The sequence below is a fragment of the Pseudomonas purpurea genome (genome assembly GCF_039908635.1).
GTDB classification, from domain to species: domain Bacteria; phylum Pseudomonadota; class Gammaproteobacteria; order Pseudomonadales; family Pseudomonadaceae; genus Aquipseudomonas; species Aquipseudomonas purpurea.
This window is the reverse complement of sequence record NZ_CP150918.1, coordinates 517314-536684: the sequence shown is the minus strand read 5'-3', so window position 1 is coordinate 536684 and position 19371 is coordinate 517314. Positions and strand designations below refer to the sequence as shown.

Annotated in this window: 27 protein-coding genes and 1 pseudogene; 27 read left to right on the top strand and 1 reads right to left on the bottom strand. The window is 57.0% G+C overall.

Going from position 1 to position 19371, the window contains the following annotated elements; translation table 11 throughout:
* Positions 1 to 4: 4 nt before the first annotated feature.
* From AABM54_RS02490 to trxC, 17 genes are all read left to right on the top strand, one after another.
* On the top strand, positions 5 to 541 hold the full coding sequence (locus AABM54_RS02490; protein WP_347903509.1) for a hypothetical protein: 537 nt from the start codon (positions 5 to 7) through the stop codon (positions 539 to 541).
* 161 nt (positions 542 to 702) lie between these two features.
* On the top strand, positions 703 to 1611 hold the full coding sequence (locus AABM54_RS02485) for a hypothetical protein (RefSeq protein ID WP_347906122.1): 909 nt from the start codon (positions 703 to 705) through the stop codon (positions 1609 to 1611).
* Positions 1608 to 2180, top strand: a complete 573-nt coding sequence (locus AABM54_RS02480) for a hypothetical protein (RefSeq protein WP_347903507.1) — start codon at positions 1608 to 1610, stop codon at positions 2178 to 2180. Before AABM54_RS02485 ends, AABM54_RS02480 begins: the two co-directional genes overlap by 4 nt.
* A 23-nt stretch (positions 2181 to 2203) precedes the next feature.
* On the top strand, positions 2204 to 2665 hold the full coding sequence (locus tag AABM54_RS02475) for a hypothetical protein (RefSeq protein ID WP_347903506.1): 462 nt from the start codon (positions 2204 to 2206) through the stop codon (positions 2663 to 2665).
* A 51-nt stretch (positions 2666 to 2716) separates the two neighbouring features.
* Positions 2717 to 3970 carry a hypothetical protein gene (locus tag AABM54_RS02470; RefSeq protein ID WP_347903505.1) on the top strand — a complete coding sequence of 418 codons (1254 nt, stop codon included), beginning with the start codon at positions 2717 to 2719 and terminating at the stop codon, positions 3968 to 3970.
* Positions 3971 to 4093: 123 nt separating this feature from the next.
* A complete protein-coding gene (locus tag AABM54_RS02465) occupies positions 4094 to 5077 on the top strand; it encodes a DUF6708 domain-containing protein (RefSeq protein WP_347903503.1) in 984 nt (327 codons plus the stop codon).
* A 90-nt stretch (positions 5078 to 5167) separates the two neighbouring features.
* Positions 5168 to 5560 carry an immunity 22 family protein gene (locus AABM54_RS02460; RefSeq protein WP_347903501.1) on the top strand — a complete coding sequence of 131 codons (393 nt, stop codon included), beginning with the start codon at positions 5168 to 5170 and terminating at the stop codon, positions 5558 to 5560.
* 90 nt (positions 5561 to 5650) lie between these two features.
* Positions 5651 to 5944 carry a DUF3349 domain-containing protein gene (locus tag AABM54_RS02455; protein ID WP_347903499.1) on the top strand — a complete coding sequence of 98 codons (294 nt, stop codon included), beginning with the start codon at positions 5651 to 5653 and terminating at the stop codon, positions 5942 to 5944.
* A 43-nt stretch (positions 5945 to 5987) separates the two neighbouring features.
* A complete protein-coding gene (locus tag AABM54_RS02450; protein ID WP_347903497.1) occupies positions 5988 to 6416 on the top strand; it encodes a hypothetical protein in 429 nt (142 codons plus the stop codon).
* A 25-nt stretch (positions 6417 to 6441) separates the two neighbouring features.
* Positions 6442 to 6786 carry a hypothetical protein gene (locus tag AABM54_RS02445; RefSeq protein ID WP_347903495.1) on the top strand — a complete coding sequence of 115 codons (345 nt, stop codon included), beginning with the start codon at positions 6442 to 6444 and terminating at the stop codon, positions 6784 to 6786.
* Positions 6787 to 6813: 27 nt separating this feature from the next.
* On the top strand, positions 6814 to 7260 hold the full coding sequence (locus tag AABM54_RS02440; RefSeq protein ID WP_347903493.1) for an SMI1/KNR4 family protein: 447 nt from the start codon (positions 6814 to 6816) through the stop codon (positions 7258 to 7260).
* Positions 7261 to 7289: 29 nt separating this feature from the next.
* Positions 7290 to 7553: a hypothetical protein gene (locus AABM54_RS02435; protein WP_347906120.1), complete on the top strand. Its 264-nt coding sequence runs from the start codon at positions 7290 to 7292 to the stop codon at positions 7551 to 7553.
* Between the two features lie 36 nt (positions 7554 to 7589).
* The gene (locus AABM54_RS02430) at positions 7590 to 8195 is read left to right on the top strand and encodes a hypothetical protein (protein ID WP_347903491.1); all 606 of its coding nucleotides are present in this window, start codon (positions 7590 to 7592) and stop codon (positions 8193 to 8195) included.
* A gap of 104 nt (positions 8196 to 8299) precedes the next feature.
* Entirely contained in the window at positions 8300 to 8527 is a 228-nt protein-coding gene (locus AABM54_RS02425; RefSeq protein WP_347903489.1) for a hypothetical protein, read from the top strand.
* Positions 8524 to 8949, top strand: a complete 426-nt coding sequence (locus AABM54_RS02420) for an SMI1/KNR4 family protein (RefSeq protein WP_347903487.1) — start codon at positions 8524 to 8526, stop codon at positions 8947 to 8949. The genes AABM54_RS02425 and AABM54_RS02420 overlap by 4 nt, the downstream gene beginning before the upstream one ends.
* Positions 8950 to 9146: 197 nt before the next feature.
* Positions 9147 to 9617: a hypothetical protein gene (locus AABM54_RS02415; RefSeq protein ID WP_347903486.1), complete on the top strand. Its 471-nt coding sequence runs from the start codon at positions 9147 to 9149 to the stop codon at positions 9615 to 9617.
* A 100-nt stretch (positions 9618 to 9717) separates the two neighbouring features.
* Positions 9718 to 10152, top strand: a complete 435-nt coding sequence (gene trxC, locus AABM54_RS02410) for a thioredoxin TrxC (RefSeq protein WP_347903484.1) — start codon at positions 9718 to 9720, stop codon at positions 10150 to 10152.
* A gap of 7 nt (positions 10153 to 10159) precedes the next feature.
* Here trxC and AABM54_RS02405 read toward each other — a convergent pair.
* A pseudogene (locus AABM54_RS02405) lies at positions 10160 to 10931 on the bottom strand (ParA family protein).
* A 359-nt stretch (positions 10932 to 11290) separates the two neighbouring features.
* Between AABM54_RS02405 and AABM54_RS02400 the strand changes: the two are divergent.
* The 10 genes from AABM54_RS02400 (at position 11291) to AABM54_RS02355 (ending at position 19280) form a co-directional block, all read left to right on the top strand.
* A complete protein-coding gene (locus tag AABM54_RS02400) occupies positions 11291 to 12010 on the top strand; it encodes a beta-ketoacyl synthase chain length factor (RefSeq protein WP_347903482.1) in 720 nt (239 codons plus the stop codon).
* Positions 11986 to 12798, top strand: a complete 813-nt coding sequence (locus AABM54_RS02395; protein WP_347903480.1) for a lysophospholipid acyltransferase family protein — start codon at positions 11986 to 11988, stop codon at positions 12796 to 12798. Before AABM54_RS02400 ends, AABM54_RS02395 begins: the two co-directional genes overlap by 25 nt.
* Complete coding sequence (locus AABM54_RS02390; protein WP_347903478.1) at positions 12776 to 13051, top strand: phosphopantetheine-binding protein; 276 nt, start codon at positions 12776 to 12778, stop codon at positions 13049 to 13051. The genes AABM54_RS02395 and AABM54_RS02390 overlap by 23 nt, the downstream gene beginning before the upstream one ends.
* Positions 13052 to 13060: 9 nt before the next feature.
* Entirely contained in the window at positions 13061 to 13315 is a 255-nt protein-coding gene (locus tag AABM54_RS02385) for an acyl carrier protein (protein ID WP_078469483.1), read from the top strand.
* Positions 13312 to 13857, top strand: coding sequence for a hypothetical protein (locus AABM54_RS02380; protein WP_347903476.1), 546 nt, complete (start codon positions 13312 to 13314; stop codon positions 13855 to 13857). Before AABM54_RS02385 ends, AABM54_RS02380 begins: the two co-directional genes overlap by 4 nt.
* A complete protein-coding gene (locus AABM54_RS02375; protein WP_347903474.1) occupies positions 13854 to 15536 on the top strand; it encodes an AMP-binding protein in 1683 nt (560 codons plus the stop codon). Before AABM54_RS02380 ends, AABM54_RS02375 begins: the two co-directional genes overlap by 4 nt.
* Before the next feature lie 125 nt (positions 15537 to 15661).
* On the top strand, positions 15662 to 16396 hold the full coding sequence (locus AABM54_RS02370) for a glycosyltransferase family 2 protein (protein ID WP_347903472.1): 735 nt from the start codon (positions 15662 to 15664) through the stop codon (positions 16394 to 16396).
* Positions 16393 to 17337, top strand: coding sequence for a glycosyl transferase (locus AABM54_RS02365; RefSeq protein WP_347903471.1), 945 nt, complete (start codon positions 16393 to 16395; stop codon positions 17335 to 17337). The genes AABM54_RS02370 and AABM54_RS02365 overlap by 4 nt, the downstream gene beginning before the upstream one ends.
* Positions 17318 to 18862, top strand: coding sequence for an aromatic amino acid ammonia-lyase (locus AABM54_RS02360; protein WP_347903470.1), 1545 nt, complete (start codon positions 17318 to 17320; stop codon positions 18860 to 18862). Before AABM54_RS02365 ends, AABM54_RS02360 begins: the two co-directional genes overlap by 20 nt.
* On the top strand, positions 18855 to 19280 hold the full coding sequence (locus tag AABM54_RS02355; protein WP_347903469.1) for an acyl-CoA thioesterase: 426 nt from the start codon (positions 18855 to 18857) through the stop codon (positions 19278 to 19280). Before AABM54_RS02360 ends, AABM54_RS02355 begins: the two co-directional genes overlap by 8 nt.
* Positions 19281 to 19371: the final 91 nt, after the last annotated feature.

Below are 19371 nucleotides of genomic sequence, written 5' to 3'. Positions count from 1 at the left end.
GCTTATGTCTGGCATCGGCATCTCGATCCGCGCCAATCCTGAGTATCAACCCGGTGCAAAACTGGATGTCAATGCCAGCGTACCCTACGAAATACGCAGTGCTGGCACCCTGATTCGTCTGGAAAGCCGCCTGCCTGGCTTGCTGGGAAGTCTTGGCAGCATGAGCATCACTGCCGACTGTCGCCTGTGCGAGCAAGTCACGCATTACAGCATCAAAGGGTCCCCCTATCGCACCGACACCATTGCACCTAAGACACCCGCCGTGGCTCAGGCTCAGCGCCTCTACAGTGACGCACTTGAATTATTTTTTGCCCCGCCCCCTACTTCCACTGCCCCCGCAAATCCGGGCAGTAGTAGCCGCAATACCCAATGGGCAGTACGAGCACAGTTCATGCTTAGCGGAAATGGTGAGAACCTATATTTCCCTGCTCCCTCAGTGAAAGACCCCGCTCAGTATAGTTCGATCTACAGAGCTTCAGACTTCAACATGACTGGCCGGCCTTTTTGGGCGGATGAACAGACCCACAAGGCGCCAAACTAATGGATAAAATCAACCAAGCTTTAACTTACTATGAACATGATGCATTCCAACATGAAAGAGTCCCAAAACAACCAACCTCTGTCAAACGCAGTTGGTTAGATACATTTTCTGGCACACGCCTACCCTGGGGCAATACTCAAAATGTAGCCCCACGTTGCATCATGGAAGATCCCACGCCCAATGACATGCGCTTTTGGGAACAGGCCAAAAAAAAAGCAGAAGAGGAAAAAGCAAGCAATACATATACAAAACCAACATTCGACGGAGTGAACCTGCATCAAAAATTCGATCACGAGCGTTTTCGACTGGCCCAACTACCAATAAGCTCAAAACTATGGCTATATTTAACCATAGTTGGAAAAATCACTTTTTTCATAATGACTCCGCTATATGCACTAGTTAGCCTAGGAATGCATATCGCCTCTAGAAGTTCAGACATAAAATATGGCTTCTTTGAACTGTTCATGTCTGGGTTTTGGCCATTCACGTTTCTACCCTTGTTCTGCTGGGGCGTTGGACATACCGTCATTAGCTATTTCCCGAAAGTTTGGTTCCGTCCACCCAAAGGACCACTTTGGGAGCTGAATCGTCGTACTGGCCTGGTTACCGTCTTTGATTATAAAAACTTCAAAAAAACAGGTGTCATCGGCGAGCACATCGCACCGTTCTACGAGTTCGATGCCTATCTCGTCACGACCCCGGACCGTCAGGGCCTGCCCATGATCGGACTTTTTTTGATTCATCGTTACCGGGACATCCGCATCAACTTCAATAGCCTGATCACACCTGACAACACCGAGCAAAAGCCCTGCGCATTATGGGATTTTTTCCAGAATTTCATGGATGTCAGCCGTCCACTGCCAGACCTGCCTCTCTATGAACCCCACCGCCATCTCGACCCGGTAAGTGCCGAAGCCGACCGAGCCAGCGGACGTCAACCCCGTTACTGGATCGACATGGACGACGAAACGTTCAAGACCAAGGTCAAGGAAATGCTGGGGCGCATTGACGCCATTGATACCCTGTCCCGCCCCAACTTAATGGCTCAGCATGTGGACTACAGCGATTGACGAAGCCTTCTCATTACGGAATTACAACTTACTGCCCCGCCGACATCCCCGATCAAGCGGAGTCGGCGGAGCGCAGTTGGTTCAGTAAATTTTCTGGTACGCGCCTGCCTTGGGGCAATACTCAAGATGTTGCCCCAAGCTGCATCATGGAAGACCCGACACCCGACGACATGCGCTTTTGGGAGCAGGTAAAAAAGGAAAAGGAAGAAAAAAAGGCCAACGGCACCTATGTACCGCCAACATTTGAAGGCGTCGAGTTACATCAAAAGTATGATCATGAGCGCTTTCGTCTGGCTCAACTCCCTATAAGTTCAAAGCTCTGGATATATCTGGCCACGGCGGGAAAAGGTATATTTTTTATAGCCGCCCCTCTGTATACAATTGTTAGCCTAGGCCTCTACATTGCATCAAGAGACTCATACATAAAGCTGGGTTTCCTTGAAGTACTCATGATGGGATTTTGGCCATTTTTTTTCTCCCCTTGTTCTGCTGGGGCGTTGGGCATATCGTCATTAACTATTTCCCGAAAGTTTGGTTCCGTCCACCCAAAGGTCCACTTTGGGAGCTGAATCGTCGTACCGGTCTGGTTACCGTGTTTGATTATAAAAACTTCAAAAAAACAGGAGTCATCGGCGAACACATCGCACCGTTCTACGAGTTCGATGCCTACCTCGTCACGACCCCGGACCGCCAGGGCCTGCCCATGATCGGACTTTTTTTGATTCATCGTTACCGGGACATCCGCATTAACTTCAATAGCCTGATCACACCTGACAACACCGAGCAAAAGCCCTGCGCATTATGGGATTTTTTCCAGAACTTCATGGATGTCAGCCGTCCACTGCCGGACCTGCCTCTCTATGAACCCCACCGCCATCTCGACCCGGTGAGTGCCGAAGCCGACCGTGCCAGCGGACGCCAATCCCGTTACTGGATCGACATGGACGACGAAACGTTCAAGACCAAGGTCAAGGAAATGCTGGGGCGCATTGACGCCATTGATACCCTGTCCCGCCCCAACTTAATGGCTCAGCATGTGAACTACAGTGATTAATGAAGCCAATAACATGCCCTGCTGGCTGAGAATAATACGGTCTTTCAAGATATGAACGCTGCGACAAATCCCCCCATAAATTATGGCCTCGCTGCATTCAACAGCGGAGCGGTTCCTGCGCAACCTCCCCATAAGTGGCCTGAGGATGCCAACCGCTCTGGTTGGATGCGTACTGTTCTTCATTGGGGACACTATGCCAATCGGGAACCCTGGCAAGATGTAAATGTTCAACTCCAAGCCAAAGTAGTTGATGTTGCTGACTCAGCGACCTGTAATGATATTTACATCAATCATCAACGCTGGCGCTTTGAGAACTTCAATAAAATTTTGCTGCTGCTCATTTTTCTTAAATGGACATCTCTTGCCTTTATTCCTTGGTTTATATGGTCTATGGTCCTTGCCGACCCACTAGGGAGTTTTGTTGACAGGCTTTTAGAAGCCTACGGTAAAAATCTGGGCGTCTACGCTCTGATGTTGATGAGCTTAGTGTCTGTCGCCATGATAGGACTGAGCATTTGGTTCACCGGCCAAAAAGAACCGAACATCAAGTATTACCTGATCCAGACGGGAATAGGCGTAACCCTATGCCTGATAGCCTCTATCGCCGACTACGGTAATCCCGCTCATGGAAATATCCACTTCATCGGTACTGCCGCCATGGCAATTACCGTATTCATGGGCGTAATCGGTTGGGACTATGTAACGGGCCTGTATTTCCGTGTGTTTGTACACGACGGCAGCGAGTTCAATCGACAAACCGGCATGCTCACCGTCGCCCACCGCTTCCGCACACCTTTCACCGCACCGTTCTACGAATTCGATACCACCATGGAGTTTCGCCCTGGCCCTCACGGCAGCAGTTGCATGGCTATCTGGCTGCATCACCGTTACAGCGACTTCGAAGTATTCTTGGGCGCCAAGGTCCAATCGCTGGGCATGAATCGCGAAGAGTGCCTGGCCTTCTGGGACACCTTGCAGCGTTACATGGACGTGAGCCAGCCATTGCCGGAGTTACCGATCCTTGAGCAATTCCGCCATCTCGACCCAACCACCGCTGCTCATGACAAACTCACCAAGCGCCCGCCACGCCGCTGGCGCGACTTGAAATACCAGGTCTGGGAACGCACCGAAAGATCCGCCATGATGAAAGGTAATCTTAAATATCAGTGGCAAAATCAACCGTGCATCCTGAGAGCCAGAATAGACCCGACCCTGAGCATCGAAACCTACTACCGCACGCAAGAAGCCAAAGGCATTCATTCGACGCCCAAAGCGGACGATTATGACAATGTGCACCGTGGTTGATGGTTAGAGCTACTCGACTGAAAGGCATCCTGTATGACGATTAAATCGAAGACTTCCTGTTCTTTGGATGCCTGCCAAGGCAAAAAATTGAACGCTTGCTTTCCAGCGGACCTGAGCTGACCCATGAGTCTGAATAAGTTACGTGCTCTGCTGTCTGAGAAACTCAGTGGCAATAATCCGAGTGCAATCCTTCATGCATATGAACCCACCGGTCAGCCACCAATGAGTTTATTTGATATAGAGGAACATAAAGAACACTACTTGACAATTGCATCCAGCGACGGGACATATCGGGGGATGCTCACCGGCGCACTAGCCGGTGTGGGTGGATTAGGGTTTGCTGTACTAGCCTTTCTAGTTTTACTAGATGGAAAACTTCAACCTGCATTAATGACAGCGCTTGTAGCTGCATTACTATTTATAGTCCCTTTTCTTTGGGAAGTATTCCGCCCTCTCCCCCCTCCGATTCTTTTCAACCGCCGAACCCGTGAAGTTTACTTTCAGCACGATGGCGACTTGTACCATACTCCCTGGGACGGCATCGCAGCAGCTGCTTACGAGTTTGAAATGGTAGGACCTTATACGGGCGGCACTCGTCACGCATCTCTTGAGGTGCTGGTTCAATGCTTTGGCCATCCTGAAAAACAACTACTGATCAGCCTTGGATTGCCGATGGCTAAAAGCCTGAAATTACAGGAGAGTTTTTGGGAGTATTTGCGTTCCTACATGAACAACGGACCATGGTTCGATGAAAACGGGCACCATAGCGAGTCAGATACCTTTGTTAAAGGCCAGCTAGAAATAGCTGACAGCGCAGGAAAAGTATTACGTAATACATGGAACTTTGTCGCCAGCGAATATAAAGCCGCTGATGGAAAAAACTTTCTGGATTTAGGCAGCGCAATCATGTTGATTTGCGCGGTCTTTCTCCAACCCATGAATAGCATCCATGACTTCACCTATAGCGTTGTAAAACTCCGAAACCGCAAGCGCTGGCCAACATTGGTAACAGAGCGCCTGCGGCCGGACGGCCCGACAACCCGGCTCATTGATATAGAACCAACACAAGTAAACCCTCAACAATCAAACGATCTATCCGCTAGCTAATCATCCTTATCTGCCAGCCATTGGTGCGGACGATTAAGAAGTAATCACCATGACTGAATACAAAACAGCAAATGACGCTCCGAGAGTTAAATGAATGTGACCAAGACCGTCTCGATCTGGATTGCGAATACACACTGGGACATAACAACCCTGCAGGAAGTCGTGAGTCCGTCCTATTCCGAAGACGGGGATTCTCTGGGCTCAGCGTTCACTCGTGCGTTTTCGCTGGGTTTCATAGACGATGACTTGATTGAAATAGACATTATCAAACCAACGTACTCATTGGCAGAAGCCATTACAGGCTGTTCCTATGACACAGCGCTTTTGAGCGCGATTAATAGCAGACCGGCTCATTTGCACCCAGTCACCATAGACACAATAGTCTTGATTTATGATCATGAGGCGCCTGTCACTCTAGAAACAAACACCATTAGAGACAAACAGTTCTTGCATGTCGGAAAATTCAAATACAGCGAGAAATAGACCATTAACGAATTTACACTTCGAAAACACCGGTCTGGCCCCACTTATTGAACTTCAGAATCGAATCAAGCCTGATACCAAGGTAAAAAGATGCCCCCTGAATTACATGCGTCATCCGTCGGTGCACTCGACCTACTTAAAGGCATGTACCCCACAGGGATTGACGAAGCCGATTACCTCCCGTTACTTGCCGTGTTATACGAGCATTTTTCTGACCGGAATCTGGCGAACCTGATTTCGAACCTCACCCCCAAAGACTCGGACGTGGTCCTTAACGACATCTACGCGGCTGTCAGCACCAAAAGGCCCAGCCCATCGGCCATTGAGCAGGTAACAAAAAAGCTGGAAAAGCTCTGCTTCAGCTTGAAAAATACCGACGATTAAAGACGCAGGGGCTCGCCTCAGTGCCACTCAAGGAGAATTACGGGTGATTTTTCGTTTGGAAGGAAAAGCCATCGACTCATCCTCAGTCAGCTACAGGAGCATGGGTTTTGGGCATAGCACGACGCTTGCGACTAAACCGTTCGAGCTTTGCGTCGATCTAAACGATCTACAACCCGGCTTCGAAAGCAAAGCAAACTCGTTCATCGATGACTGCGTCACCGATGACCAACAGCAAGGCTACGAAGACCTCCCCGAACTGGCGGCCATTGGGTACCCGGATTTCATCACACTCGTTCGGGAGCACGCTGCAATCGCCGAAGCATTGATTCTGGACTATCTGTTCATTGATATCGTTGACTACCTGTTCGGGGCTGGAAATGACCCGCGGCACATCATCAACAACTTGCACTCCGTAAAGATCGAGCACAGCGCGATCACTCTAACGGGAGAAGTATTTACCAGGAACCCGTGATGTCTGGCTCAGGGAGCGTTTACACATGAACTACAAGACATTGTCGGCTCTGCTCGCAAACGCAGACACGCTGGACTGGCAAACAGCCCTCTATTTGCCTGTGGATAAAAGCCGCTGGGGCCTCGATTGCGTAGCGATTGTGGAAAACCCCGATGGCTTCGATGATTATGATGGCGACGATAATCCGGTGGCGATTTCAAAGCTCCATTACCGCTACGTCGTCCAGTGTGACGATGTGCAATCCGTAGTACTCAACCTACGGGAACAATGCCCGGCATTCGACTTGCACCTGGCGTACAGGGCATTCATTTTTTACCTGGAAAATGACGCTTTTATCAGGATCGAGCCAAACCGGGCACCGTCCTTTTGAATCGGTGTACTCGGCCGGAGACCGCTTATGCATGACTACCCGGCACTGGCCAGACAACTGGATGGCTCTGGTGAAGAAACATGCTGGTTTCCACCCGCCAGTCGTCAAGAAGTCATCACGCTTGAAACACTGCTCGACCTGAGGTTCCCTGACGACCTGATCAAATTCCTCATGACATGCGGTGGCGGCGGTGTTGTCGAGTCGGCAATCGGCGGGATCGCAGACGATGATGCGTCGATAGCCATTGGGGGCACGATCCACTACAACACCGTTTACTGCCGAGCCGAGTTCCAGTTGCCCTCTCACTTGGCGGTTATCTACTTACACGATGACGAGGTGTGTTGGGCGGTGGACTGTCATTCAGCCGGGGGCGGAGCCGTCGTCAGTTACAACGTTTTCCAAAGACGCATCGAAAACACCCTGGCAAACAGCTTTTTCATGTTCTTCAAGGAATATGTAGAACTGAGATGCTGATTTCAACTAACCATCAGGCCCCCCTCACCATGAAGTTCAACGACGTTTTTGTGGACCGGGTAGAACGCTTCTCCCTGGGCATCGAACAAGAGTCGGGGCGGTTTTACCTCTCGATACCGGTCAGCAACCGCCTGGTTGATTACGAGGAATATTACCAAATCGACCAGGCCTGCTTTGACGCCTACAGGGCAAACCCTGCTTTGGCACTGGCGTTTTTACAGGGCTGCCGCAACCGTGAGCGGGACGAGTTGCTGATGCTCAAACCCGGCCGTGACCGGGGCGTCGCCAGCTAGCGGGATGTGCACTTTTGACAGGACAGGAGTCACCGTTTGAACTACCCCGAACTGCAAGATGCTGTTAAACGCACCGGGTTCCACGTCGTTGAATTCGAAGACTGCCGGGAGTTCTTCGGCTGTTGGTCACTGACGGTCGAAGGCCATGGTTGTACCTGCTTGATCGTCCACGAAGGACGAGACGGTTGGCTGCTGTTCTACCGCGCAAGTGCCGACGGTACGTTTACGGAACTGGAGAGAAAGCAATCGGACTGGATGGACAGCGCCGACAGAGCCGCTTGTTGCCTGGGCTGGCTCTCCAACTGCAACCCCGCGCGACACGAACACAAAGTCCGAAGTTATTACATGATTGCCGAGAAGGACCTGGTCCCGCACCAACCCCACAGCGCTGAATGGCCCAAGTCGATCGGCTATTGCTACAGCGATGACTACTTCATGTTTTATGAAGGTAAAGGGCATGGCCTCGGTGGCTGTACCGTACCGGCCAGCGAAGCCAAAGAACCCAAATGGCGATACCTGTTTAGCGCGCTGGACCTGGAGTGGTTTATCGACTTTCTGGAGGCATCGCCATTCACCTCCGAGGCCGTGTTTGTCCAGGCGTTAGAGGAAAAAGTTGGCCCACTCGGCATTCAACAACACTAAGCAGTCGACCTCGCGACTGCCACCCGCAGGTTTCAGCCACACCCTCGATGAAGTACCCTAGCGTGGCCCTGAAACGGCAGTGATTTTAACTTCTGGCAGTGAACATGGACGATCAGCAACAGGCTTCACCGAGCAAACGCAATACATTCGGCCTCTACACCAAATGGCTGATGGGTATTCTGGCCGCTGCGGCCATCGCAACCCGCTCCCCCACCTTCAAACTCCTCCTGTTCTTGAGCGTCATTTTGCACCTCGTGCAGGCTGGCATCTTCCTGCTGCGCCGAAAATCCGCCGCAAAAACACCGCTCGATAAAACGCAGACCGATAAATGATTCCTGAACGTTTGGTCCGCCTTATCGAGAAGCAGACCGGCGATATTCACACGGTAGACAAGGCCTCAGTCACCGAGGCACTCAACCGGCTCGATATTCCTGTGAACAGTGAATTTGCAGCGTTTTTTCTCCGCTACCAAGTCACCTTCTACGAGAGCAATTCTTCGTACATCGAACTCTCCAACCTTGGTGGCCCAAGCCATGAAATAGAGATGGCCACCGGGTTCATTCACGAGGTGTGGGAACTGCCGGAAAACTTCATCTGCCTGACGGGCGTTCAGGGTGAAGGTTGCTACGTATACGACAAACACAGTGGCGAGGTAGTGGACTTCGATCTTGCACAACGCGATGCGTTTCTGGCGGGGGAAACAGCGTTGAGGTGGAAGAGTTTCTTTGCGTTTTTAACCTGGTATTTGTCCTAGGGACTGTACGAAAAGTCGCCGAGTGGCGATCAGGCAAGGCAAAAACAGGCGAGGAAGCGGAGTTTACGGGTTGTAAATGAGCATTCCGAGCCTGTTTTTAACGCAACATGATCGACACGCAGGCAGTTTTCGTACAGAGCCTAGCGATCACCGAGCTCAAGAACGCCACAGCAAGGTGCAAAACAGGAACACCGCCGATGACCACCAGCTTCGAAATCGCAGCAAGCAACAACGAATTCCCTGAGTACTTCAGAGGCACCGGACAGTATTTCACCCGAGACCCTGACTGGGGCACCCAGTTGCACATCATCAACTGGCAAGAGCTGTGCGCTTTTCTGAAAACCCATGCCACCCCGGGCCCTACACTCAAACAGGCCTTCAGTGAGTACCTGGGTACGGTAGAAGCAACACAAGAGGATGCCAGCTCCCTTCTGGAGAACATCGGTTGTTACTACTACATGAGAAAAAAGTCGCCCGCGTTATCCTCGAACGGGTTTGATCTGGTCAGGGACATGACGGATGAAGAAAAGCAGACCCTGTCCAGATTGATAAGGTTTTTACGCAACGAAATGACGACAACCGCCACCCCTCAAGCGCTGCAGTTTTTCAACGTGAAGCTCGCAAGACTGGTCAGGGATGGCGGCCCCGAAAACATTGAAGACCTTTGACCAGCAGGAAAACCGGCAACCTTGAGTCACCCTGCACACCTTGATAAACAACGTTGCAGGCTCCAGATTGGTTGCATTGCCTGAATTCCGGAGCCCGTCCATGACCGATCCTCTTCTCATCCCCTGCCCTCATTGCAACGGCCTCAACCGTATTCCCGCCGAACGCCTGGGCGATCAGCCCAAGTGCGGGCGCTGCAAAGCCGAGGTGTTGCTGAGCAAACCGTTCGACCTGAAGCAAGGCGACTACGCCAGCCAGATCAAGGGCGACCTGCCGTTGCTGGTGGACGTGTGGGCGGAGTGGTGCGGGCCGTGCAAATCGTTCGCGCCGGTGTTCGAACAAGCGGCGCAGCAACTGGCCGGTCAATGCCGTTTGGCCAAGCTGGACAGCGAGACCAATCAGCAGTTGTCGGCACAGTTGGGGATTCGCTCGATTCCCAGCCTGATTCTGTTCAAGAACGGCCGGGAAGTGGCACGCCAGAGCGGCGCCTTCCCGTTACCGCAGTTGCTGAGCTGGTTGCGCAGCCAAGGGATTTGACCGCCGCTCAGGCGCTTTCGAGCAGGTTGTGCAGCTCGACGAATTGCCGGGTCAACTTGTGCCGTGGGTCAAGGTGGATCAGCGGCATGTTGGCCTGGTGCGATTCGCGCATGCGCACCGAGCTGCCCAGGTACACCGGCAGCACCGGCAGGCCTTCGCTGATCAGTTCGTCGAGCATTTGCTGCGGCAGGCTCGCCCGGGCCCTGGAACTGATTGACCACGATGCCTTCGACTTGCAGGCCTTCGTTGTGGTCGTCCTTGAGTTCTTCGATTTCTGCCAGCAGGCCGTACAGCGCCTGACGGGAGAAGCTGTCGCAGTCGAACGGGATCAACACCCGGTCTGCCGCGATCAACGCCGAGACCGCATAGAAGTTCAGCGCCGGCGGGGTGTCGAGGTAGATCCGGTCGTAATCCTCGGCCAACTCATCGAGCAGTTTGCGCAGCTTGTTGATCTTGTGTTTGGCCTCAAGCTTGGGCTGCAAGTCCGCCAGTTCCGCCGTGGCGGTGACCACGTGGAGGTTGTCGAACGGGGTTTCGTAGATGTCGACCTGGGTTTTCTTCGAAAACGGTCCCGAAGACAGGGTTTGCTTGAAGAAATCGGCGATGCCCATGGGGATATCGTCGCCGGTCAGGCCCGTCAGGTACTGAGTGGAATTGGCCTGGGCATCGAGGTCCACCAGCAGGGTGCGATAGCCCTCGCTGGCGCTGACCGCCGCCAGATTGCAGGCAATACTGGATTTGCCCACGCCACCTTTCTGATTGAACACCACGCGCCGCATGTCGAAACCTCCGTGTATCAAAGAATGACCGAGTGTAGTAGTCGATGACGCCGGTTAGCTACCTCGATGGCGAACGGACTACGCCGTTAGCGGCAATCACTGAGAAAACGTGGCGCCCTTCTTGCGCTGACAGGTGAATCCACTGGCAGACGGCCTTATCAGAATCTGGATAATGGCCAAACGACAGCTTTTTTGCTGAAAAATGGCAGAAATCGCTGCACAAAATGTAACCAGTGTTTGCTACAAGCCAGCCGCAGCGGGATAATGCGCGTCACTCGGCCATCGCGCCGCGTGTAGTGCCAGCCGCCATTCGACGCGGTTCGCCACCTCAAGGAAGCCCGCAGGGGCGGGATAAATCTGTGATCAACTTCAACATCGCCCAATGGCGCGCCTGGGCCCCTGGGCTCGAAAGCGTGGACGATTGGCAGGCCTGGAGCCGACAACCGGTCGTGCCCGACCGCAGCGATGCCGCCCCCGATGTGTCTTTTTTACCGGCCATGCAGCGCCGCCGCCTCAGCCGCCTCGCGCGGATGGCGTTTTGCGTCGGCTGGCCGTTAGCCGATGGTCGCGAACACCTACCGTTGGTCTTTATTTCACGCCACGGCGAAACCCCGCGCACCCTGGAAATCCTCAGTGACCTGGCGGCCGAACAGCCGTTGTCGCCGACCCAGTTCAGCCTGTCGGTGCATAACGCGGTGATCGGCCTATGGTCGATCATGCGCGGCGAAACCAGTGAAATGACTGCCCTCGCCGCAACCGGCGACGGCCTTGAACACGGCATGCTAGAGGCCGCGGCGCTCCTGAATGAGGGTGCGCCAGCGGTGTTGCTGGTGGTCACCGAAGAGCAGCCGCCAGAAGCCTATGCCACCTGGATCGATGACGTGCCGTTCCCCTACGCCGTCGGGTTGTTGCTGACACCGGGCGACGATTGGCAACTGTCCTTGACCAGCACCAGTGCCGAGACACCCAAGGCCCAGTGGCCCCATGCCCTGAGTCTGTTGCGTACGCTACTCAGTGAGCAGACCACCTGCCAACACGCCTGGAAGAACCGAGTATGGAACTGGCAACGCAACCAGTGACCGGCAAACCCCGCGACGCCTACTACTGGCGCTTGTTCGCCACTGCCATGAGCTTTGCGCTGTTTGGCGTCAGCGGGCTGTGCCTGCGGCTGGTAATTTTTCCGCTGCTCAGCTGCCTGCCGGGTGACGCGCACACGCATCGACAACGGGCGCGGCGGACCGTCAGCCGGTTGTTCTGGCTGTTTATCCGCTTCATGACCCGCACCGGCGTGCTGACCTACGACGTCGAAGGCGCGGAAAAACTCGGGCGCCCGGGCCAGATGATTGTTGCCAACCACCCGTCACTGATCGACGTGGTGTTTCTCATTGGCCTGGTGCGCAACGCCAACTGCGTGGTCAAGAAAAGCCTGTGGGAAAACCCCTTCACCCGCGGCCCGGTGCGCTCCACCCAATACATCAGCAACGACGGCAGCATGGAGATGCTCGATGCCGCCGCCACGGCGCTGAAAGAGGGCCAGACACTGATCATTTTCCCGGAAGGCACCCGCACCCAACCGGGCCAGGCGCCGGCCTTTCATCGGGGTGGCGCGGCGATTGCGTTGCGCGGTGCCAAAATAATTACACCCGTGGTAATCAAGGTCAGCCCAAGCACCCTGACGAAGGCCGAGCCCTGGTATCGCATTCCCTTTCGACGCGTTCACTTCAGTTTTCGCGTGGGGGCCGATATAGACCCACACACCTTTGCCACGCAGGGCCCGCCACCCCAAGCCTCGCGCAAGCTCAACGACTATTTGCACACTTACTTCATTAAGGAGCTCGCCGAAGATGAGCGATCTGAACACTGTTAGCCTGGAGCGGGACATCAAACTGCTGATCATCGATGCCCTGGGCCTCGAAGACATCACCGAACACGACATCGGCAACGAGCAGACGCTCTTCGGGGAAGGCCTGGGCCTGGACTCCGTAGACGCCCTGGAACTGGGCCTGGCGATTCAAAAGAAGTACGGCATCAAGATCGACGCCGACGCCAAGGACACGCGCAATCACTTCAGTAACGTGGCGAGCCTTGCGGCATTCGTCATTGCAAAACAGGCAGCTTGAGACCGGACCATGCAAACTCGTGACGACATTTTCAACACCCTGCGCGATGCCCTGGTCGAACTCTTCGAGTTGGAGCCAGAGCGTGTGAGCCTTGAGTCCAACCTGTACCAGGACCTGGAAATCGACAGCATCGATGCCGTCGACCTGATCGACCACATCAAACGCCAGACCGGCAAGAAAATCGCCGCCGAAGAATTCAAGTCGGTGCGCACCGTCAACGACGTGGTCGAGGCGGTCTACCGTCTGGTCCAGCCGGCCGCATGAGCCGTTTGATCGGCCTCGGCCTGCTGCTGGCGGGCCTGTTGTACCCCTTCGCGGTGTATTTCGGCATGGAGCACTTTGCACCGTGGCAGTTCGGCCTGCTGCTGGGCGGGCTGTGGCTGGCCCGCGCACTGACCGGCCAGCGTCGCCCCGGCAGCCTGTGGATGGCGGTCGCGGCCATCGGGTTTTGCCTGTTGCTGGCGCTGTTCGATAACCCGCTGTTGTTGCGCTGGTACCCGGTGCTGATCAGCAGCTTCATGCTCGGGCTGTTTGGCCTGAGCCTGAAATACGGCCCGCCGGTGGCCGAACGGCTGGCGCGTCTTAGCGAACCGGAGCTGCCGGAAAAAGCCATTCGCTACACCCGCCAGGTGACGATTGCCTGGAGTATTTTTTTCTTCTGTAACGGCTTGCTCGCCGCCGCCCTGACCCTTTGGGCACCGCTGAGCTGGTGGACGTTGTACAACGGCCTGATCGCCTACGGGTTGATGGGTCTGCTGTTTGCCATTGAATGGCTCTTACGACAAAGGGTACGAGGCCGCCCATGAATTGGATATCACTTGAGCATCTGTTGCTCGAGGCTCAACCGGATCGCACCGTTACGGCGGACCCGGCGCTCAATCACGTCGGCCTGTGTGAGCAGGCCCTGCGCCTCGCCGCCGGCCTGCAAGCCCAAGGTGTGACACGCATCGCCGTGCACCTGGAAGACGCCGCAGAACTGGCGATTGCCCTGCTTGGTGCCTGGCGTGCCGGGGTCAGCGTGCTGCTGCCCGCCGACCTGCAAAGCCAGACCCGCCAGCGCTGGTCGAGCCACGTCGATCTGTGGCTGACCGATCAAGCCGATGACGCGCACCTGGCCGACTTCCAGCATGCGCCGCTCGCGGCCGCCGAGCTGGACCTGGATCAATGCCGCCTGAGCCTGTGCACTTCGGGCTCCAGCGGCGAACCCAAGCGGATCGAGAAAACCCTGCGCCAGATGGCCAACGAGGTTCAAGCGCTGGAGCAACTGTGGGGCGCCGACCTGGGCGAAGCCTGCATCATCGGCAGCGTCGCCACCCAACACATCTACGGCCTGCTGTTCCGGGTGCTGTGGCCGCTGTGCGCCGGGCGTGTGTTTGTCCGCAAACAACTGGCGTTCCCGGAAGACCTGCAACGTGCCAGCCGCGAGTACCCGCAATTCGCCTGGGTCGCCAGCCCCGCGTTGCTCAAGCGCATGGGCGATAACCTCGACTGGCCGGCCATGCGCCGCGTACGCCGCGTGTTTTCCTCGGGCGGCGCATTGCCGGCCGAGGCCGCACAGAGCCTGCATCAGCGTTTGGCGCAGTGGCCGACCGAGATTCTCGGCAGCTCGGAAACCGGTGGCATCGCCTGGCGTCAGGGCGACAACCTCTGGCAACCGTTTGCCGACGTCGTGCTGACTCAGGACAGCGACGGCGCCTTGTGCATCGCTTCTCCGTACTTGCCCAGCGGTCACATCGAACACACCGCCGACGCGGCGCGCATCGCTGCCGATGGCCGTTTCGAACTGCTCGGGCGGCTGGACCGGATCGTCAAACTGGAAGAAAAACGTATCTCGCTGCCAATGCTCGAACAGGCGTTGATGGCTCACGACTGGGTCGCCGAAGCGCGCCTCGGCGTGGTGCAGGAAAACCGTGCGTCGCTGGGTGCCTTGCTGGTGCTCAGCGAACAAGGCCTGCATGCGCTGCGCAATCAGGGCCGACGGACACTGACCCAGGAACTGCGTCAGCACCTGAGCCAGCATTGCGAAGCCCTCGCCCTGCCACGGCGCTGGCGCTTGCTGCGACAACTGCCGTTGAACGCCCAGGGCAAGTTGCCGCAAGCCGAAGTCGAAGCCCTGCTGCTGGCGCCGCGCCCACAAGCGCCCGAGGTGCTGGAGCAAGCCGAGGCCGACGGCGAATGGAACCTACACCTGTCGATCCCGCCGGACCTGGCCTACTTCAGCGGTCACTTCCCGCAGACCCCGGTGCTGCCGGGCGTGGTGCAGGTCGACTGGGCGCTGAACCTGGGGCAACAGTTGCTCGATCTGCCTGCCCGGTTTGCCGGCATGGAAGTGCTGAAATTCCAGCAACTGGTGCGTCCCGGCGATCAGGTTCAACTGCACCTGCGCTTCGACCGCGAACGCGGCAAGTTGTACTTCGCCTATCGCAACGACACCGCTGCCTGCTCCAGCGGACGGATTTTGCTGGAGGCACTGAGCGATGCATAACCTGTGGCGAGGGAGCTTGCTCCCGCTGGGCTGCGCAGCAGCCCTAAAAAACATAATGGCGAGCGCTACGCACTCGAACGGGAGCAAGCTCCCTCGCCACATGGGGTCAAGCGAGGCTTCAGATCATGCATAACCCCTGCGCCGTCATTCCAGTCTACAACCACGAAACCGCCGTGCCTGCCGTGGTCGAAGCGCTGCTCGCCAGCGGCTTGCCGTGCGTGCTGGTGGATGACGCCAGCAGCCCGGCATGCGCGGCGGTACTGGAACAACTGGCTACGCGTGAAAACATCTACTTGGTGAAGCTCGCGGTCAATCAGGGCAAGGGCGGAGCGGTCATGGCCGGCCTGCGCGAAGCGTCGCGCCTGGGCTTCAGCCACGCGCTGCAAGTAGACGCCGACGGCCAGCATGACCTGCGTGACGTCGAGGCCTTTATCGACGCCTCGAAGGTCAATCCCGAAGCGCTGATCTGCGGTTATCCGCAATACGATGCCAGCGTGCCGAAGGGCCGTTTGTACGCCCGCTACCTGACCCACGTGTGGGTCTGGATCAACAGCCTGTCGTTGCAGATCCCCGATTCGATGTGCGGCTTTCGCGTGTACCCGCTGCCGCCGACCCTGGCGCTGATCAACTCGGTAAAACTCGGCAAACGCATGGACTTCGACCCGGAGATTCTGGTGCGCCTGTCCTGGCGCAATCAGCCGATGCGCTGGCTGCCGACCCAGGTTCACTACCCGCAGGATGGCCTGTCGCACTTCCGCCTGTTTCACGACAACGCACTGATCTCGAGCATGCACACGCGCCTGTTCTTCGGCATGTTGCTGCGCCTGCCGATGATCCTTTGGCGACGGTGGCAGGCATGAGTCGCGAGCAGGAGTCAAAACACTGGGCCAAGCATGAGGAGCGCGGCAGTTTCTGGTTGATGAAGCTCACCGCGTTCGGCGTCAAGGTCCTCGGCCGTCGAGTGCTGAGCCCGGTGCTGCACGGCATCGTTCTGTACTTTTTCCTGTTCGGCCGCACCGCCCGCCGCAGTGCCTGGCAGTACCAGCAACGCCTCGCCGACTGGAGTGGCCGTAGCGATTTGCGCCCGACTCGCTGGCGCGTGTTCGGCCAGTTCATGGCGTTTGCCGACGCGCTGCTGGACAAGCTCGACGTGTGGAACGGCAAGCTGAGCATCGAGCAAATCGAAATCGTCGACCCGGCGCTGCTGCGCCATCAACTGCGCGGCGAACGCGGGCAGATGTTGGTGGGCGCGCACTTGGGCAACCTTGAAGTGTGCCGGGCGCTGGCCGAACTCGGCGAGCAAGTGACGATGAACGTGCTGGTGCACACCAAGCACGCCGAACGTTTCAACCGTCTGCTGGGCGAGGCAGGCGCAACCAATCTGCGACTGATCCAGGTCAGCGAGCTGGACCCGGCGATCATGCTGCAACTCAGCCAACGGCTGGACCGTGGCGAGTGGCTGGCGATTGCCGGCGACCGCGTGCCGCTGCATGGCGGGCGCAATGTGCGGGTGGACTTCCTCGGCCACCCGGCAGCGTTTCCCCAAGGGCCGTGGCTGTTGGCCGGCCTGCTGAAATGCCCGGTCAACCTGCTGCTGTGCCTGAAAAACAACGGCCGCTATCGCGTGATCCTGGAACCGTTCACCGACGCGGTGGTATGGAAGCGCAGCGACCGCGAGCACGTCATTGCCCAGTGGACCGCACGCTACGCCGAACGCCTGGGCCAGTACTGCCTTGAAGCGCCCCAACAATGGTTCAATTTTTACCCTTTCTGGAAGACCGATGACGACGCATCTGCTTGAGCCGGTAACCTTCGGCGAACTCCCTCTGCGCATCGAAGACGTGCTGGCCCTGGCCAACCGTCAGGTGCCTGTGCAGCTGCAAAACGACAGCGAGTACCGCGAGCGTATCGCCAAGGGCGCACGCTTCCTCGACTCCTTGCTGGACAAGGAAGGCGTGATCTACGGCGTGACCACCGGTTACGGCGATTCCTGCGTGGTCGCGGTGCCGCTGCACCACGTCGAGGCGCTGCCGCGTCATCTCTACACGTTCCACGGTTGCGGCCTGGGCAAACTGCTCGACGCCCAGGCCACCCGTGCGGTGCTGGCGGCGCGTTTGCAGTCGCTGTGCCACGGCGTGTCCGGCGTGCGCGTGGAGTTGCTGGAGCGCCTGCAGGCATTCCTCGAACACGACATCCTGCCGCTGATCCCCGAAGAAGGTTCGGTGGGCGCCAGCGGTGATCTGACGCCGCTGTCGTACGTGGCCGCGACCTTGTCCGGCGAACGTGAAGTGTTGTTCAAGGGCGAACGTCGCCTGTCGGCCGATGTGCACCGCGAACTCGGCTGGGCTCCGTTGGTGCTGCGTCCCAAGGAAGCGCTGGCGTTGATGAACGGCACCGCCGTGATGACCGGCCTCGCCTGCCTGGCCTTCGCCCGCGCCGATTACCTGCTGCAACTGGCCACGCGCATCACCGCGCTGAACGTGGTGGCACTGCAAGGCAACCCGGAGCATTTCGACGAGCGCCTGTTCGCCGCCAAACCGCACCCGGGCCAGATGCAAGTGGCGGCCTGGCTGCGCAAGGACCTGGCGATCGACGCGCCGACCGCGCCGCTGCATCGTCTGCAAGACCGTTATTCCCTGCGCTGCGCGCCCCATGTGCTCGGCGTGTTGGCCGACAGCCTGAACTGGCTGCGTTCGTTCATCGAGATCGAACTCAACAGCGCCAACGACAACCCGATCATCGACGCCGAAGCCGAACGTGTGCTGCACGGCGGGCATTTCTACGGCGGGCACATTGCCTTCGCCATGGACAGCCTGAAGAACCTTGTGGCCAACGTCGCCGACCTGCTCGATCGGCAACTCGCACTGCTGGTGGACGAGCGTTACAACCACGGTTTGCCAAGCAACCTGTCGGGCGCAACCGCCGAGCGGGCGATGCTCAACCACGGCTTCAAGGCTGTGCAGATCGGCACCAGCGCCTGGACCGCCGAAGCCCTGAAAAACACCATGCCGGCCAGCGTGTTCTCGCGCTCCACCGAATGCCATAACCAGGACAAAGTGAGCATGGGCACCATCGCCGCCCGCGATGCGATCCGTGTGCTGGAGCTGACCGAACAAGTCGCCGCCGCTACCCTGCTGGCCGCCAATCAAGGTGTCTGGTTGCGCAGTCAGGCAGAAGACGCCCGCCCACTGCCACCGGCCCTGGCGCAGATGCACACAGCGCTCGCCAAGGACTTCCCGCCGGTCATCGAAGACCGCGCCCTGGAAGGCGAACTGCGCCTGTGCCTGCAACGCATCGCCGAGCAACACTGGAGGCTGCATGCGTAGCAAGGGAGTGCTGCACGCCGACACGCAAATCCTCGTGCCGTTCTTCGACGTCGACACGATGCATGTGGTTTGGCACGGCCACTACGTGAAGTACCTGGAAGTCGCGCGTTGCGCCCTGCTCGACAAACTCGGCCACAACTACAACGCGATGCTCGAGTCCGGCTACGCGTGGCCGGTGATCGACCTGCAATTGCGCTACGTGCGCGGCGCAGTGTTCGGCCAGACGCTCAACGTGCGCGCCAGCCTGGTGGAATGGGAGAACCGTCTGAAGATCAATTACCTGATCAGCGACCTGGCCACCGGCGAACGCCTGACCCGCGCCTGCTCGGTGCAAGTCGCCGTGGAAATCGCCAGCCGCGAGATGCAACTGGCGTCACCGAAGGTGTTTGTCGATGCCGTTGAAAGGATGCTGCCATGACTCAAAAATGCCGACTGGACCGCTACTCTGTGGCGAGGGAGCTTGCTCCCGCTCCGGCGCATAGCGCCGGTAAACCTGGTGACTCGATCCC